15 protein-coding genes are annotated in these 15,683 nt (G+C 66.9%); 2 read left to right on the top strand and 13 right to left on the bottom strand.

Annotation, left to right across the window (positions count from 1 at the left end; all coding sequences use genetic code 11):
• Positions 1 to 148 precede the first annotated feature (148 nt).
• The 6 genes from EXQ71_11265 to npdG are packed head-to-tail and all read right to left on the bottom strand — an operon-like array spanning position 149 to position 5,952.
• Complete coding sequence (locus EXQ71_11265; protein MSO88079.1) at positions 149 to 673, bottom strand: hypothetical protein; 525 nt, start codon at positions 671 to 673, stop codon at positions 149 to 151.
• 27 nt (positions 674 to 700) lie between these two features.
• Positions 701 to 1,228 carry an HIT domain-containing protein gene (locus EXQ71_11260; protein ID MSO88078.1) on the bottom strand — a complete coding sequence of 176 codons (528 nt, stop codon included), beginning with the start codon at positions 1,226 to 1,228 and terminating at the stop codon, positions 701 to 703.
• A gap of 18 nt (positions 1,229 to 1,246) precedes the next feature.
• Positions 1,247 to 3,262, bottom strand: coding sequence for a threonine--tRNA ligase (gene thrS / locus EXQ71_11255; GenBank protein MSO88077.1), 2,016 nt, complete (start codon positions 3,260 to 3,262; stop codon positions 1,247 to 1,249).
• A 50-nt stretch (positions 3,263 to 3,312) separates the two neighbouring features.
• Positions 3,313 to 4,110: a 1-acyl-sn-glycerol-3-phosphate acyltransferase gene (locus tag EXQ71_11250; GenBank protein MSO88076.1), complete on the bottom strand. Its 798-nt coding sequence runs from the start codon at positions 4,108 to 4,110 to the stop codon at positions 3,313 to 3,315.
• Between the two features lie 41 nt (positions 4,111 to 4,151).
• A complete protein-coding gene (locus EXQ71_11245; protein MSO88075.1) occupies positions 4,152 to 5,264 on the bottom strand; it encodes a cysteine--tRNA ligase in 1,113 nt (370 codons plus the stop codon).
• A 31-nt stretch (positions 5,265 to 5,295) separates the two neighbouring features.
• Positions 5,296 to 5,952, bottom strand: coding sequence for an NADPH-dependent F420 reductase (gene npdG, locus EXQ71_11240; protein MSO88074.1), 657 nt, complete (start codon positions 5,950 to 5,952; stop codon positions 5,296 to 5,298).
• Between the two features lie 97 nt (positions 5,953 to 6,049).
• Here npdG and fabI point away from each other — a divergent pair, with 97 nt between their 5' ends.
• Complete coding sequence (gene fabI / locus EXQ71_11235) at positions 6,050 to 6,823, top strand: enoyl-[acyl-carrier-protein] reductase FabI (protein ID MSO88073.1); 774 nt, start codon at positions 6,050 to 6,052, stop codon at positions 6,821 to 6,823.
• A gap of 3 nt (positions 6,824 to 6,826) precedes the next feature.
• Here the strand turns inward: fabI and EXQ71_11230 are convergent, their stop codons facing one another.
• Genes EXQ71_11230 through EXQ71_11215 form a run of 4 tightly spaced genes read right to left on the bottom strand, consistent with a single transcriptional unit; the run spans position 6,827 to position 11,624 of the window.
• Positions 6,827 to 8,176: a phosphotransferase family protein gene (locus EXQ71_11230; protein ID MSO88072.1), complete on the bottom strand. Its 1,350-nt coding sequence runs from the start codon at positions 8,174 to 8,176 to the stop codon at positions 6,827 to 6,829.
• 6 nt (positions 8,177 to 8,182) lie between these two features.
• Positions 8,183 to 9,178, bottom strand: a complete 996-nt coding sequence (locus EXQ71_11225) for a hypothetical protein (GenBank protein ID MSO88071.1) — start codon at positions 9,176 to 9,178, stop codon at positions 8,183 to 8,185.
• Between the two features lie 47 nt (positions 9,179 to 9,225).
• Complete coding sequence (locus EXQ71_11220; GenBank protein MSO88070.1) at positions 9,226 to 10,284, bottom strand: HlyC/CorC family transporter; 1,059 nt, start codon at positions 10,282 to 10,284, stop codon at positions 9,226 to 9,228.
• Complete coding sequence (locus EXQ71_11215; GenBank protein ID MSO88069.1) at positions 10,275 to 11,624, bottom strand: HlyC/CorC family transporter; 1,350 nt, start codon at positions 11,622 to 11,624, stop codon at positions 10,275 to 10,277. The genes EXQ71_11220 and EXQ71_11215 overlap by 10 nt, the downstream gene beginning before the upstream one ends.
• A gap of 149 nt (positions 11,625 to 11,773) precedes the next feature.
• Here EXQ71_11215 and EXQ71_11210 point away from each other — a divergent pair, with 149 nt between their 5' ends.
• Entirely contained in the window at positions 11,774 to 12,562 is a 789-nt protein-coding gene (locus tag EXQ71_11210; GenBank protein ID MSO88068.1) for an ATP-binding cassette domain-containing protein, read from the top strand.
• Here the strand turns inward: EXQ71_11210 and EXQ71_11205 are convergent, their stop codons facing one another.
• The 3 genes from EXQ71_11205 to EXQ71_11195 all read right to left on the bottom strand — a co-directional run bounded on the left by EXQ71_11205 (position 12,563) and on the right by EXQ71_11195 (position 15,636).
• The gene (locus EXQ71_11205) at positions 12,563 to 12,994 is read right to left on the bottom strand and encodes an SRPBCC family protein (protein MSO88067.1); all 432 of its coding nucleotides are present in this window, start codon (positions 12,992 to 12,994) and stop codon (positions 12,563 to 12,565) included.
• A gap of 126 nt (positions 12,995 to 13,120) precedes the next feature.
• Positions 13,121 to 14,098 carry an ABC transporter ATP-binding protein gene (locus tag EXQ71_11200; protein ID MSO88066.1) on the bottom strand — a complete coding sequence of 326 codons (978 nt, stop codon included), beginning with the start codon at positions 14,096 to 14,098 and terminating at the stop codon, positions 13,121 to 13,123.
• On the bottom strand, positions 14,089 to 15,636 hold the full coding sequence (locus tag EXQ71_11195; protein ID MSO88065.1) for an iron ABC transporter permease: 1,548 nt from the start codon (positions 15,634 to 15,636) through the stop codon (positions 14,089 to 14,091). Before EXQ71_11195 ends, EXQ71_11200 begins: the two co-directional genes overlap by 10 nt.
• Positions 15,637 to 15,683: the final 47 nt, after the last annotated feature.

Raw genomic sequence — 15,683 nt, 5'->3', positions numbered from 1 at the left:
GGCGGCGGATCGGACGCGTGGCCGGGCACCCCAGCGTCACCCCCACCGCGCTGGCTTTGTTGTGGCAGGCCGTGGACGCGGGGGTCGATCACCTCCGCGCCGCCGAACGAGGCCTAGCCGAGGCGCTACCCCCCCGGTAGGGACGCTCCTACCGGCGCAGTTCCCGCGGTTCGAGCACCGACCAATCCTCGGGGTTGTCCTCCACGAAGTGCGCCACGATCTCACCGTCAACGCCGTCGACCAGCACCAATCCTCGCTGGAGCGGGGGGTCCTCGGCCGAATAAAGAAGGATGCGCCACGTCGGACGGCTTCGCAACCCTCGCCAGCCGAGTTGAGCCGATGCGTGCCCCACCGCAAACCCCACCTGCCGCGTGGCCGCCACGAGGGCGTCGCGCTCATCCACGTCGAGATTCCAGCCCGCCAGCAGGTGATAAACACCAAAGACCACCAAGAGAACCCCGGCGCCGATAAATCCGCCATTCACCAACACTGCGTCCGGTCCGGCCCACACCCCCACCACGATGCACGCCACGCCCATCATCAGGTAGAGGTATCCCGGCACCCGCCGGCGGTTGTTGTTGGGGAACACGTACGGCCCGACGTACCCCGCGGCGTTGAGATCATCCGGCAGCGCATCGGTTACTTCAGCGTCGGTGGGCGCATCCTCATCCATGGCACTGGGGACCGTACCGGCCCGGGATCAACCGGGCCAGACTGCCCGCAGTCGCTCCGCTGCCTCCACCAGGCTCACCGGCAGCACGCGAGTCTCGGCGGTCACCGCAAGGAAGTTGGCATCGCCGCCCCAGCGGGGCACGCAATGCACATGGAGATGGTCCGACTGGGACCCGCCGGCCGCCTCTCCGAGATTCAGACCCACATTCACCCCGTCGCACTGGAAGGCCAGCCGCAAGGCCTGCACGGCCACTCGCACGGTGTCCCACAGTTCGCGATGCTCCTCGGTGGTCAGCCCCCCGAGGTCGGCCACCGCCCGCTGCGGGAGCACCATGAGGTGACCCACCGTGTACGGATAGAGATTCAGGAGCACAAAGCAGGTGGGGCCCTGGGCAACCACCCCGGCGGCGTCGCCCCCCTCCTCCTGGGCCGCCGCCAAAATCCGCTCGAACAACGAGCGACCAGCGGCCGCCTCCACGCTGGGGAGGGTGCGGCTATCGGCCACCTTGCCCACGTACGCCGAACGCCACGTCGCCCACAAATGGTCAAGCGGCACGAAACACCCTCGCCAGGGTCATGCTTTGGCGGTCACTTCGTCGGCCAGTCTCTGCGTAAAGGTGGTGAGCGGCACATCGCGGTCGGGCTGGTCGGATCCGCGTGCGTTCACCCCCACCGTCCCGGCCGCCACGTCGCTGTCCCCCACCACGAGTATGTACGGCACCTTCTCCAGTTTCGCCCGACGAATCCGGGCGCCCAATGGTTCGTCCGCTTCCACCCCATCGGTGCGGAAGCCGCCCGCCTGGAGACCCTCCACCACCGACGTGGCGTAGGTGTGGTGGTCGCTGCGCACCGGCAACACCCGCACCTGCACCGGCGCTAGCCATACGGGGAAGGCGCCGGCATAGTGCTCCACCAACACCCCGAAGAAACGCTCGATCGACCCGAAGAGAGCCCGGTGAATCATCACCGGACGGTGGCGCTCGTTATCCGGGCCCACGTAGTCGATCTCAAAGCGCTGAGGTAACTGGAAATCCAACTGGATCGTGGACATCTGCCAGGTCCGCCCGATGGCATCGCGTACCTGCACCGAAATCTTCGGACCGTAGAACGCTCCACCGCCCTCATCGAGCACCAGATCAAGATCCTTGGTGACCGCCGCCGCCCGCAGCGCCTCGGTGGCTTCGTCCCAGTCGGCGTCGCTTCCTACGGCCTTACCCGACGGCTTCGTGGACAGTTCCAAAAAAAAGTCGGTGAGGCCATAATCCGCCAAGAGACCCAGGACGAAGTCCAGCAAGGATGCCAACTCCTCGCCCATCTGCTCCTTCGTAGTGAAGATGTGCGAATCGTCCATCGTGAGACCGCGCACCCGGGTGAGGCCGTGGAGCACACCGCTCTTTTCGTAGCGATACACGGTGCCGAACTCGAAGAATCGCAGAGGCAATTCCCGATAACTACGCAGGCGGGACCGGTAAATCAGCACATGAAACGGGCAGTTCATGGGCTTCAGGTAGTAATCCTGACCGCCCTCTCCCCCTTCGTCGTCAAAGTGCATCGGCGGAAACATGCCATCGGCAAAGAACTCGAGATGACCGGAAGTCTCGAAGAGGCTGGCCTTGGTGATGTGGGGCGAGTTCACGAACTCATAGCCCGCTTCCGCATGCCGCTGACGGGAGTAATCCTCCATCAATCGCCGCACCAGCCCACCTTTGGGATGGAACACCGCCAGCCCTGAACCGATCTCCTCGGGGAAACTGAACAGGTCGAGTTCGACACCCAACTTGCGATGGTCGCGCTTGGCCGCCTCCTCGAGCCGGTGCAAATGCTCTGCCAGTGCCTTCTTCGAATCCCAGGCCGTGCCGTAAATGCGCTGCAGTTGGGGGTTGCCCTCCTGCCCCCGCCAGTAGGCCCCCGCCACCCGCATGAGCTTGAAGTGGCCGAGGTGGGCACCGGTGTGGGGCACGTGGGGCCCCCGACATAGGTCGATGAAACCCCGATAGCCATGGAACGGCGCCGGGTCCTTGGCCACGACGGGGGGATTCTCGTAGGTGCGGACCGACCCCACTGCGGCCGTCGCCGACATGGGATCCGTGCTGGCGTCATCGATGATCTCGAGTTTGAAACGGTGCGCCGCGAACACCCCGCGGGCCTCCTCGGCCCCCATCTCCGCCCGCCGGAAGGGTTGCTCCTCCGCCATGATCTCTCGCATCCGCGCCTCGATACGCGCCAAGTCCTCCTCCACGAAGGTGGCCCGGTGGGGGAGTTCGAAGTCGTAATAGAAGCCGTCCTCCACCGGGGGGCCGATGCCAAAGGTGGCCCCCGGGAACAGATCGAGCACCGCCTGGGCCATCACATGGGTGGTGGAGTGACGAATGGTGAAGAGCCCATCGGGCGACTCACCGGTGACGATGGCCACCTCGTCACCATCGGCCAGCGCTCTACCCAAGTCGCTGGCCTCGCCGTTGACCACCGCGATTACCGCCGCCTTGGCCAACCGTGAGCCGATGTCTTGGGCCAAGCCCAACGCCGTGGCTCCAGCCCCCATGACGCGGGTGGAGCCGTCCGGTAACCGGATCGTGATCTCATCAGACATGGATGCGCAGGGTACCGGACCCCTGGCTCCCGGCAGAACCAATAACGGGATCAGCCCGATGGCTGGCCCAACACCTCGGCACTCGAACGCCTCGGGCCGGCACCGTTGGTAGCCGCCAGCGGCGTCTCCCCCAGGCGGGCTTCGGCCTGCACCGGGAACGACTCCGCCCGCTTGGTGGCGTACTCGTCAACGTATTCCTGCCCAGAGAGTTCCCGAATCTCGTACATCACCTCGTCGATGATCTGGCGGAGCACCAGACGATCATCGAGTCGATCGGCATAGCGACGAACGTTGATCGGCCGACCAAAGCGAACCTCGGCCCGCTTGAAGGGAGTGGGGAATCGGGCATCGGGGGGCTGAATCTCCCGGGTGCCCACAATACCGACCGGCACAATCGGCACACCGGTACGCAGGGCCAGCCGGGCCGGGCCAGTGTGACCACGATGCAGGCGGCCGTCACGCGCCCGCGTGCCCTCGGGATAAATACCGAAGAACTCGCCGCTGGCGATCACCCGCGCCGCCGTGTTGAGCGCCCGTTCCGATGCATTTCCGCCGCTGCGGTCAATCGGGATCATCCCGATGGCCGGAAAGATGTGCTTCGTCTTCCACGAATCCATGTACTCCGCTTTTCCCACAAAGGTGATCCGGCGGGGCAATACCAGCGGCAACATGAACGAGTCGATCACCGACGTGTGATTGGGGCAGAAGATGGCCCCACCAGCCACCGGCACGTGGTCCCCCCCGGTCACCTCCACCCGCCAGAGTGCCCGAAAGATGGGGGACAGCACCGCTCGGGCAAGCGGATAAAGCTTCCCAAACTCACGCTCGCTCGACGGTTGGTCCTCCATCCTGCGCAGTATGCCACGGAGACCGAGAACGGACCCGAGCGTTACAGGCCGATCCCGAGGAGCGTGGCCGCCTTGCTCACACCCCGACCGGCGGCCGCCGCCGCATCAATGGCCACCACGGCGCTGGGGACGTCAAGATCGTGATCCAGGGCCGCCCGCGTCGCTTCGAGAGCGCCGTCACCCCGTCCGGCCAAACGCCACGCCTCGAGCCGGGCCGACGCCCGCGGCATCCGGGTTTCGTCCCATTCCCACGCCGTTCGGTAGTGGTTCTCGATGATCATGAGACGAATCGCCATGGGGTCCCATTGGCGGCGAAGTTCCGATACGAACACGAGGTTGCCCAAACTCTTCGACATTTTTTCGCCATCCATGCCCACCATGGCCTGGTGCATCCAGTGGCGCACAAACGGCTCGCCGGTGGCTGCCTCGCTCTGGGCTCGCTCACACTCGTGGTGCGGGAAGATGAGATCGGCCCCGCCGCCGTGAAGATCGATGGTGGTCCCGAGCTCGCGTAGCGCCAGGGCCGAGCACTCGATGTGCCAGCCCGGGCGTCCCGGGCCCCACAGGGTTTCCCACGACGGTTCGTCGGCCAAGGATGGCTGCCACAACACGAAGTCGAGCGGATCACGCTTGTGCGGGTCGTCCACGTTCCCGCCCCGCTCAGCCGCCAGTTCGAGCATCTGCTGTCGGCTGTAACCCGAAACCGAGCCGAAGTCGGCCACGCTGGAAATGTCGAAGTACACCGCCCCGCCCGCCTGATACGCGTGCCCCCGTTCGAGGACCATGCCAATGAAGCCGCGGATGTCGGCGATGGCCGAGGTGGCCCGAGGCTCACTCCACGATGGGATCAGGCCCAGGGCCCGCATGTCGTCGTCGAAACGGGCCGTCTCGGCGGCGGCCAGATCGAGGTAGTGCACCCCCAACTCGCGGGCCTTGGTCAGAATCGAGTCGTCGACGTCGGTGATGTTGCGTACGCAACGGGTGTCGTGTCCTCGATCACGGAGCCGCCGCTGTAACACGTCGTACGCCACATACACCGCAGCGTGGCCGAGATGGGTGGCGTCGTAGGGCGTAATGCCGCACGTGTACAGCGTGACCAGCGGACCGGGGGTGAAGGGCACCACCGCTTGTCGGGCCGTGCACCACAGCAGCAATGGCGTTTCGTTGCCAGATGTCACCCTCGGGTCACTCCGGGATGCTCGTGAACTTCACCGCAACACGCGTCTTGTAGCGCACGTTCAACTGCAACAACACGGCAGTGAAAGACTCGATGGGGGTGGCGAGGGACAGCTCACCGCAATCGAGCGGGCGCATGTGCGGGATCTTCGCCACCAACTCGGCCGTCATCTTGGTGGCCTCGGGGTGGTCCGAGCAGATCAGCACATCACTCTCAATGGGATGGTCAAGGTCACCGAGTTCCTTGGCGGGCACGTGATGAAAACCCGCCGCCACAAAGCTCCCCGGCAACACCGCCTGCACACTCGCCGCCACCGATCCGCGCGGCGGAACAAGGGGTTGGAACTCCTTACCGATCTTGGTGAGAGCGTTGGCCATGGAGATCACTACTTTGCCGCGTAAGTGGGTTTCCACCATCTGGGCGGTCTGGGTGGCACCGTCCCAGGGGGTGGCAATCACGATGAGGTCGGCATCCGCCGCCCCTTCGTTGTCGGCCGCTTCGATCGTCAGGTCGCGGCCTGTCCACCGCTCCTTGAGGCCATCCACCACCTCCAGGGCGCGGTACCTCGATCGCGAGCCAACCACGGTTTCGAAACCAACCGATGCCAATCGTGCGGCTAGAGCGCTACCCGCCGGACCAGTACCACCAAGGATTCCTATGCGCATCGGGCACACCGTAGTGGCGCTCCCCCGCCAATCGGCATTTCCACTCCGATGACCACCAGGCCAGTAACGCACCGGCGCGCATGGCAGTCTCACAGCCATGTCTCTTCTCGACGGTAAGCGAATCCTGGTCACCGGCGTTCTCACGGATGCGTCCCTCGCCTTCGGGGTGGCCCGCCACGCCCAGCAACAGGGCGCCGAGATCATCCTCACCGGGGCCGGGCGTGGCCTGTCCCTCACCCGGCGAACCGCCCGAAAACTGCCCCACCCCGCCGAGGTACTCGAACTCGATGTGACCGACCCCACCCAGGTGGCGGCCGTGCGAGACGCGCTGGGAGAGCGTTGGGGCCGCGTGGATGGGGCCTTGCATGCCATCGGGTTTGCTCCTCCCTCCTGCCTCGGGGGTGGCTTCACCGAAGCCCCCTGGGAAGACGTTTCGGTGGCGCTGCAGATTTCGGCCTACTCCCTCAAGACCCTCGCCGAGGTAGTGGTGCCCCACATGCCCCCCGGCGGCTCCATCCTCGGCCTCGACTTCGACAACAGTCGCCAGGCCTGGCCGGCCTACGACTGGATGGGAGTAGCGAAAGCCGCCCTGGAATCCACCAGCCGTTACCTGGCCCGCGATCTCGGCCCGCAGGGGATCCGCGTGAACCTCGTGGCCGCCGGCCCCATCAAGACCCTCGCCGCCAAATCAATTCCCGGGTTCTCCCGCTTCGAGGACGTGTGGGACGAACGCAGCCCCCTGGGCTGGGACGTGAAGGCCGACGCCGACGCCGTGGCCCGATCCTGCGTGGCCCTGTTGTCCGATTGGTTTCCGAAGACCACCGGGGAGATCATCCACGTCGACGGCGGCTTCCACGCGGTGGCCACCTAGTCGCTAGGCCTCCATTGTGAGCCAGGTCGGATTGGCGACGCGAAGTTTGTCGACCACGCTCGCCGATACAGCGGCGCGAACCTCCTCGAGCCGGTCATCCAAACTCCCGCTGCGAATCCGGGCGGCGAGGTCGGCGTCGTCCTCGCAGCCCAGGACCGCCAGCGCAGCCCGATGGGCCAACGCTGGTCCCGGGCCCTGGGCCAGTTCGCGCTCCGCCATGCGCAACGCGTTGACCGCCACCCGAGCATGAAAAGCCAGGCGGCCCTCAGTGCCCTCGAGCACATCGCCCTCTACCCACTCGCGCACCGCTTCCACCAACTCCGTGAGGTGCGGGCGGTCGTGCAGAGGAGCGACGGGCGTGGCGGCCACCGGTGGATTCACCACCAGTGGGGGGCCCGGCAACAGTCCAAGCACATCCCACTCGTTTTCACACACGCGCCTTCCGATGGTGGCGAGTTCCACCGACCGCGATCCACCGCTGAGGTGCCCCCAGGCCTGCATGATGCAGATCACGCCCCACTTGAGAGTGCCCAACAATTCCCACCACCGCAGCGCCTCTACAGCAACAGTTCTTCCGCTGGCCGCTTCATAGGCCGCCACCAGCGACTCTCGGCTCGCCACCCCACCGGCGGGAAGGGGCGACCCAAAGCGCCAGGCCCGCACGCAGAACCATCCGAGGTCCTCCACTGGATCGCCGAGATGCGCCAACTCCCAATCCAGCACCGCCCGGAGGCCATCGTGATCCACCAACAGGTTCCCCAGGCGGAAGTCGCCGTGGACCACCGTGGGCGGGGTGGGCGCTGGCCGGTGGGCCTCCAGCCAGCGGAACCCAAGCTCGAAGGCCGGATGGGGCTCGCCGAGGCCGTCGAGGATGGCCCGGAACTGGGCCAGTTGATCAGTGGTGGACAACCCCGATATCTCCGCGGTGGGAATGGCGTGGACCGCCGCTAGTGCCGCGCCCACCTGGTTCCCCAGACGGCCAACTGCCCCCGCCCATTCCTGGTCGCGTAGGAGTTTCCGGGGAATCGTCTCCCCTTCGAGACGCGCCACCACCATCCCGGCGCGGCCCAGTACCGAACCATCATCGCTCGTCACCACCTCGGCCACCGGCACGCCGTGGCGACCCGCCACCCGAACTAAGGCGGCCTCGACCCCCATCGGAATCCCCGTGGACCCTGCTACCCCACCGCCGCGGAGACGCTGGAGGATCAGCGGACGCACCCCTCCCTCGACGACCAGATCAAATGACCAGGTTTCCCGAGAGGCCCCGCCGGACAGTCGTTGCAGGGACGTGATCTCCGCTCCGTCCGGGCCAAGAAGTTGCCGCAGCGCCTCAGCTAGATCGTGCGACATCCGCGCTCAGCAGGCGGCCGCAGCGTACGGGGTGGGGTTGACCGCGGCGCCGCCGCCCGGATGTATCTCGAAATGCAAATGCGGCGTACCGCGAGCGTTTCCGGTATCACCGACGTAGCCGATCACGGTGCCCGCGCTCACCCGGCCGGCGCCCTGGCTGGCGTAGGAAGCCAGGTGGGTGCCGTAGTAATAGTTGCCGTCATCGCCGTAGACATGCCACGAAAGACCACCGGTGCTGTTACCGCGGTGTTCTATCCGACCGCTTACCGGAGCCACGGTGGGCGTACCGCGCGGCGAGAGCATGTCCACGCCCTGATGGGCGCGTCCGCCTGAGCGCGGCGCGCCCCAGGTGTCGCTAAAGGCCACCGGACCCTGAACCGGGCACACGATGCCCCCTACTGGAGCCGAAGAGACCACCCGACCCGGGGCCGAGGTACGAGACCCCGTCGGGGCCCGGCGAGAGGTGGCCCGTTCGAGCTCAGCCCGGCGTTTGCGCTCCGCCTCCTGCCGTTCCTTTTCCAGCGCCTCGAGCCGTTTGAACTCGCGATTCAGCGTCTCGCGACGCTTCTCAAGGGCGGCCACCGCGTCTTTCTGATCCCTCCGCTTCTCCTTCAGTTCGTCCTGAGCCACGGCCAGATCTTCCGAGGCTGCCGTGTACTGGTCCACCGCGTCCTGGTTTCCCTGGGTGCTGAAACGGGCCAGCGCCGACGAGCGCGCCTGCACGTTGATGTCGGGATCAAAGCTAGTGAGGCGATTCGCATCGGCGTTGATGAACTGGCGGATCGCTACCTCACGAACCGTGGCCCGCAGGCCGTCGAGGGTCTGCTGCGACGCATCAGCGCGCGCCTGGAGGCTGTTGATTTCGCCATCGAGCTTTCCCAGTTTCGTCTCCGCCCTAGCCAGCTCGGTCGCCGCTTGATTGGCCCGAGCCCGAGCAGTGGCCAAATCGCCGCCATCGGCACCGGCGCGAGGCATGACCAAACTCCCAAGGAGCACGGTCATACCGAGAAGGACAGGGAGGCAGCGGCGGAACACAGTGAGATCACACGCTAGCCAACCGCGCCCCCCCTGACCATTGCAGGGTCACCCCCAGCCCCTCCCAGGAGCCGCTCAATCACGTCCTCCAGGGTGGCAATGCCCAGCGTACGGCCCTCGGCGTCGTATACCAGGGTGAGATGGCGTTGCTTCTTCTGCATGGTCAGCAGGGCCACGTCGAGGGACGTTTCCGCCCCCATCGCCTCAATCTCCCGCTCCGAGCCCGACGGCAGGGGTCGATTCCGGGCGTCTTCAGGGACCAACAAGAGGTCTTTGGCGTGCAAGAGCCCGCGCACGTCATCCAGGTCATCGCCAACGAGCACCAAACGGGTTCGGCCCGAAGCGACCACCAGGGCCTCGGCCTCGGCGGGGGTGGCCGTGCAGGGAAGCCACACGATCTCCTCCCGGGGGACCATCACCGATGAGATGCACACGCTTGTCAGGCTGGCCGCCCCGGTCAGCAGTCGTCGGGCCATTTCCTCGATGCCGTCCTCCCCGCGAGCACTGCCAAGCATCGATACCAGTTCCACCGCCGAAGCCGCCGCAGCGAGTTCGTCACGTGGTTCCACCCCAACGCGCCGCACCACGGCGTTGCCCATCGCATTGAGTAGGCGAAGGGCTGGCTCAAAGAGCGTGACGTACAACCGGTAGGGAACCGCCACCGCCATCAAGGTGCGCTCCGGCGCGGCAATGGCGATGTTCTTGGGCACCATCTCCCCCACCACCATGTGAAGAAAGGCCACCACCCCAATGGCCACCACAAAGCCCAAGGTCTCCATGGCCCGTTCGGGGAGATCCACCACACTGCCGAGGGAGCGCTCGAGCAGCCGCGCCGCGGTGGGCTCGGCCACGTAACCCAGCGCTAGCGACGCCATCGTGATGCCGAGTTGCGCCCCGGCAAGGTACAGGTTGAGTTTCTTCATGGCGTCCAGGGCCACCTGGGCTAAGGCGCCACCGTGCGCCTCGAGTTTCGTGCGACGGCTGGCGATCACGGCAAACTCGACGGCCACGAAGAATCCGTTGAGCACGAGCAACACTGCGATGACGGGGAGGTTCCAGGCGCTCACGGCCATCCATCCGCCCCGGCGATGTCGCGCCGCACGGCCACGGCCACCACCCGCTGCCGATCGATCTCCGCCACCTCGAAACGCCAGCCGTCCACATCAAACGCCTCGCCCACCGTCGGGATCCGCCCGAGACGCTGCAATACAAATCCCGCCAGTGTCTGGTAGTCGCCCGGCGGAACCTGAAACCCAGAGGCCTCGAATACCGCATCTACATCCAGTGAACCGGCCAGCATCCACTCGGCAATTGCCTCAGGCGAGGCGGCGTTGATGGCACCGATCGGCCTGGGGAGGGATACCACGACTGCGTCTGCCTCGTCGTACTCGTCGCGAATCTCACCCACGATCTCCTCCAGCACGTCCTCGAGCGTGATGATGCCGGCGGTACCACCGTGCTCGTCCACCACGATGGCCAAGTGGGCTTCGCTCCCCCGCAAGTCCGACAGCAAGTCCGTGAGGCCGCGGGTTTCGATCACCACGAACGCCGGCTCCATGATCTCAGCCATCGTGGTGAACCGGCGCTGGTCGTAGGCCACGGTGTACACCTGCTTCACCTGCACCACCCCGAGTACGTCATCCAGATCGGTTCCCACCACCGGAAATCGCGAGTAGTTCGTGGCCTGCGCCAGCGCCACCAGATCGGCGATGCTGTCGTCGATCGACAGCGACCGCACGGCGTGGCGGGGCACCAAGGCCGACGCCACCGACGTTCCTCCGAAACGAATCGACCGGGTGAGCAGCATGATGAGGCTGGCCTCGAGGCCGTCACTCCCATCCGAGGCCCGGATCAACAACTCCAACTCCTGCAACGACCGTACCGAGTTGAGCTCTTCCTGCGGTTCGATCCCCAGGCGGCGCACGGTGGCGTTGGCGGCCCCGTTGAGGAGACGAATCAGCGGCCTGGCCACTTTGACAACCACGAGCATCGGCGGAGCGAGTGCATAGGCCACGGCCTGGGGCTTGGCGATCGCCAACGATTTGGGGGCGAGTTCACCGATCACCATGGAAACGGCGGTGATGCCCACCAAGGCTAGGCCGGTGGAGATCCCCGAGGCTGCCCCTTCGCCCACCACCCTCGCCACTGCGGGCTCAATGGCCCCCGCCACCGTCGACTTTGCCAGGAAGCCAACGATCAGCGAGGTGACGGTGATGCCGAGTTGGGCACCGGAGAGATGAAACGACATCGAGGCCACCGCCTCGGAGGCGGCGCGAGCCCCGCGCTGGTTGGCTTCGGCATCGCTGTCCATGCGCACCCGGTTGAGCGCCAGCAACGAGAACTCGAACGCGACGAACACCCCAGTGGCCAGTATCAGACACAGCACGACCACGAGGCCGAGCGCAACAACCATGGGGACCGTCCGGATCAACGAAGCCTGCGCCGCTCAATCTAGAGCGCAAGGGTAAGGTTCCGGGCGATAGGTCCTGCGCCAACGGTGCCCTCCGATCGGGGGAAACCTGGATACTCACGACGCCCACTCACACCCCCTCCGCCCCCACCATGACTCCCGCCCTCCATTTCGCCGGGGTCGATCTGGTGCGCGATGGAACCACCATCCTCCGTGGCATCACCTGGGACGTGGAGCGCCACCAACGGTGGGTGGTCCTCGGCCCCAACGGGTCGGGCAAGACGAGCCTGCTACGCATCGCCTCGCTCTACCTGCACCCCAGCGCCGGCGACGTGGCGATCGACGGCGGCTTCCTCGGTCGCGTGGACGTGCGCGCCTTGCGCACCCGTATCGGCTTGTCCAGCCCGGCCTTCGGCGATCTATTGCGCCCCCAACTCACTGGTACCGAAGTGGTGATGACGGCACGCTACGCGGCGCTCGAACCGTGGTGGCATACCTACGCGGCCGACGACCGCCAGCAGGCCCGTGACCGACTCGATCGCTTCGGGGTAGGTCACCTCGCCGATCGGCCGGTAGCCACGATGTCCTCGGGGGAGCGTCAGCGCGTGCTCCTTGCCCGAGCCTTCTTCGGCCACCCCGCCATCGTTCTTCTCGACGAGCCCACGGCGGGCCTCGACCTGGGTGGGCGAGAAGACCTCCTCGCCCGCCTGAGCGGCGCGGCGGCCGACCCCGACAGTCCCCCGACGGTGCTGGTCACCCATCACGTGGAGGAAATCCCGCTCGGCACCACCCATGTCTTACTCCTGCGGGGGGGCCGGGTACTCCATCAGGGCCCCCTCGATGAGGTACTCACGGCGTCCCATCTCTCGGCCACCTTCGGCCTCCCCCTCGAAGTTGAGCACCGAACGCAGCGGTGGTCGGCCCGGGCCGTTCAGGGCTGATCAGGGAGCGATACGTTCCAACAGACGGGGCCGGGATCGCTCGATCTCCTCCGCGAGCAGGCGGTCGAGCGCGGGAATCCACAGTCGGCCGCCGTAGTGAAGCGTCATGGTGAGTCGACTGCCTTCGCCTACGTCGCTGATCTGGGCATCAAGGACCCACGCGGCGTGCTGCCGCCCGTCGTGTTCGGCCCGCTCGAAGCGGGCATGGTGGGCATCGTGGGCGGTACGGACCATGCGTAGCCGCTTGGCCCGGGCGAAGGGTCCGAGCCGCCCGCGTAGATCCACCGACCAGGCCGGACCGGCATCGTCGCCATGGGCGGGAGCCACCACGGCGTGCGGCACGATGTCGAGCCAGTCGGGGTAGCGAAGGAGGTCCTCGATCCAGGGCCGGAGCGCCTCCGGTGGACAGGGCGCGTCCAGGATTGCGCTCACTTCCATCCTCAACCCCCTCCGGTTCCAGAGACGCTGGGCGGTGCGGGTCGGCAGGGGCGGCGAGGGGTGGTCATGGGGGTGTTCGCCGAGGGCACGAGCCCTGGCGAGGTCCAGCGTAGTGAGCGCTCACGGGGCAAGGGACACCACGGCGTTGGGGTTGATACGCAGCCGTACCGGCGCCCCCACCGCGGGAACCTCCCGGGCGGACACCTCAACCTCGAGGGATCCGCCGTCGCCAAGTTGCACCACCACCCGGCTGCGGGAGCCCATGAAGGTAGCCGCCTCCACCACCCCAGCGATCGGCCCATCCGCGCAGAAGACCACCCCATCGGGGCGCACCAGCACCGGCGGACCATCGGGAGCGCCCGGCATGGCCCCCACGTTCACAAACCCGAGTAATTGCGCGGCCCGCACCGACGCTGGTTGGGTCCACACCGCGGCGGGCGTGCCGGTCTGGATGATTTGGCCGTTGTCGAGCAAGGCCAGGCGGGTGGCTAGCGCGAAGGCCTCGGCCTGATCATGGGTTACCGCCAACACGGTGAGTTCCAGCGACCGAAACACCTCGCGTAGCTCCCCCACCAGCCGTTCCCGCAGTGGACGGTCGAGGGCCCCGAGGGGCTCGTCCAGTAACAGCAGCCGAGGCTCCGGGGCGAGCGCCCGGGCCAGCGCCACCCGTTGCTGCTCACCTCCCGACAGGGTCTGAATACGACGGTCGGCCAGACCGGCTAGGCCTACCAACGCGAGGAGTTCGCCCACCCGGCGCCGTTGCTCGGCCGCCGGACAGCCCTGCATGCGCAGGCCAAAGGCCACGTTGGTCCCCACATCCCGATGCGGGAACAGGGCGTGGTCCTGAAACATCAGGCCCACGCCCCGCCGGTGCGGTGGCGTCGCTCCGAGGTCGATGCCATCCACCAACACGGCGCCGCTATCGAGCGGCTGCAGCCCCGCCACCACGCGCAGCAAGGTGGACTTCCCGCTGCCGCTCGGCCCCAACAGGGCCACCACTTCCCCGGCGTCCACCGCAAGATCTACCCCGGCGAGGGCAACGGATCCGTCGAAGGCCACCGTCGCCCCCCGGACCTCGAGACGCGGGTTCACACCCACGTCCCCGCCCCCGCCCGGGGACGAACCCGCCAGTGGTCCACTAGCAGCACCGCCCCGGCGCAGAGCACCATCAGAATGGTGCTGAGGGCAAACGCTTCGGTGCTGTTGAGCGCACCGGGACGGCCGAGCAGGCGCACGATCACCACCGGCACCGTGGGCGTAGTGGCGCGGGCGATCAGGCTGGTGGCCCCGAACTCTCCGAGGGAAATGGCAAACGCGAAACCGGTAGCCACCAACAGGCCTCGACGCACCAGCGGCAGATCTACCTCGCGCCAGGCCCGGCCCGGTGACGCGCCGAGCACCATGGCGGCCTCTCGGAGGCGTGGATCAATGGAACGCAGCGCCGGTGACATCGTCCGCATCACAAAAGGCAGGGCCACGACCGCCTGGGCAATGGGTACGAGCCACGGACTAGCCCGCAAGTCCAAGGGTTGGTCCAACGCCACCAGGAACCCAAAGCCCACCGTCACCGCCGAGGTGCCCAATGGCAACAGCGCACCGGCGTCCATGGAACGGGCCACGCGCCCGTCCGAGCGGGCGAGGGCGATGGCGGCCAGGGCCCCGAGGGTGACAGCCAACACCGTGGCCACCGCCGCAAACCGCAACGAGTTCATCACGGCGACAGCCGGGGTAACCGCCATTCCCGTGCCGCGGCGCACCTCCCCCAAGGCCCGCCAACCGGCCAAGCCATAGCCCGAGGAGGTGCGGAAGGAACGACTCACCAGGCAGGCCAGCGGCACTCCGAGGAACACGGCGAGTACCAGGAGGTTTCCGCCCACCCACCACCGTTCGCCGGCGGTGCGCGCCCGCCGCCGTTCTGCCGGCGCCAGGGCCACCCCGGCTCGTTGTTGCCGCCGTTCAAGCCGGTCTTGTACCACGAGCAAACTTCCCACCGCCAGCAGTTGCACCAGAGCCAAAACTGCGGCCACCGGCAGGGCGAGTAGGTCGGCGGTCTGCCGGTAGATCTCCACCTCCAGCGTGGCATGACCTTGACCGCCGAGGATGCGAATCACCCCAAAGGAGGTGAAGGTAAACAGGAAGGTGATGACCGCCGCCGAGGCGATCGCCGGCCGGAGGGCCGGCAGGGTGACCGAGCGGAAGGCATCCCACCGCGAGGCCCCGAGCACGCGAGCGGCTTCCTCAGTGCGGGGGTCAAGGCCTTCCCAGAACCCCCCCACGGTGCGCACCACCACGGCATGATTGAAGAACATGTTGGCCAGCACGATGGCGGTGAGGGTGCCGCGTAGGTTCAACCCCACCGGGGAACGCTCGCCGAGCAGGGCCACGAAGGCCGCCCCCACTACCACGGTGGGCAACACGAAGGGCACGGTGGCCAGGGCCTGAACCACTCGCCTCCCTCGAAACTCGTAGCGCGCTAGTACCGCCGCGGCGGGCAGGGCCAGCACCAGCGTGGCCAAGGTAGACAGGGCGGCTTGCCAGGTGGTGAACCACACCACGCGCGCCATGGCCGGATCGCTTATCACCGTGGCGACCCCCGACAGGTCCCAGCGGCCCTCTCCCCGAAATCCCTCGCCCATGATGTTCACCACCGGCCAGGCGAAGAAGACGGCCAAGAAGGCCACCG

This window comes from Acidimicrobiia bacterium (assembly GCA_009694375.1).
GTDB lineage: Bacteria > Actinomycetota > Acidimicrobiia > Acidimicrobiales > VFJN01 > VFJN01.
This window is presented reverse-complemented; position numbering and strand designations above follow the sequence as displayed.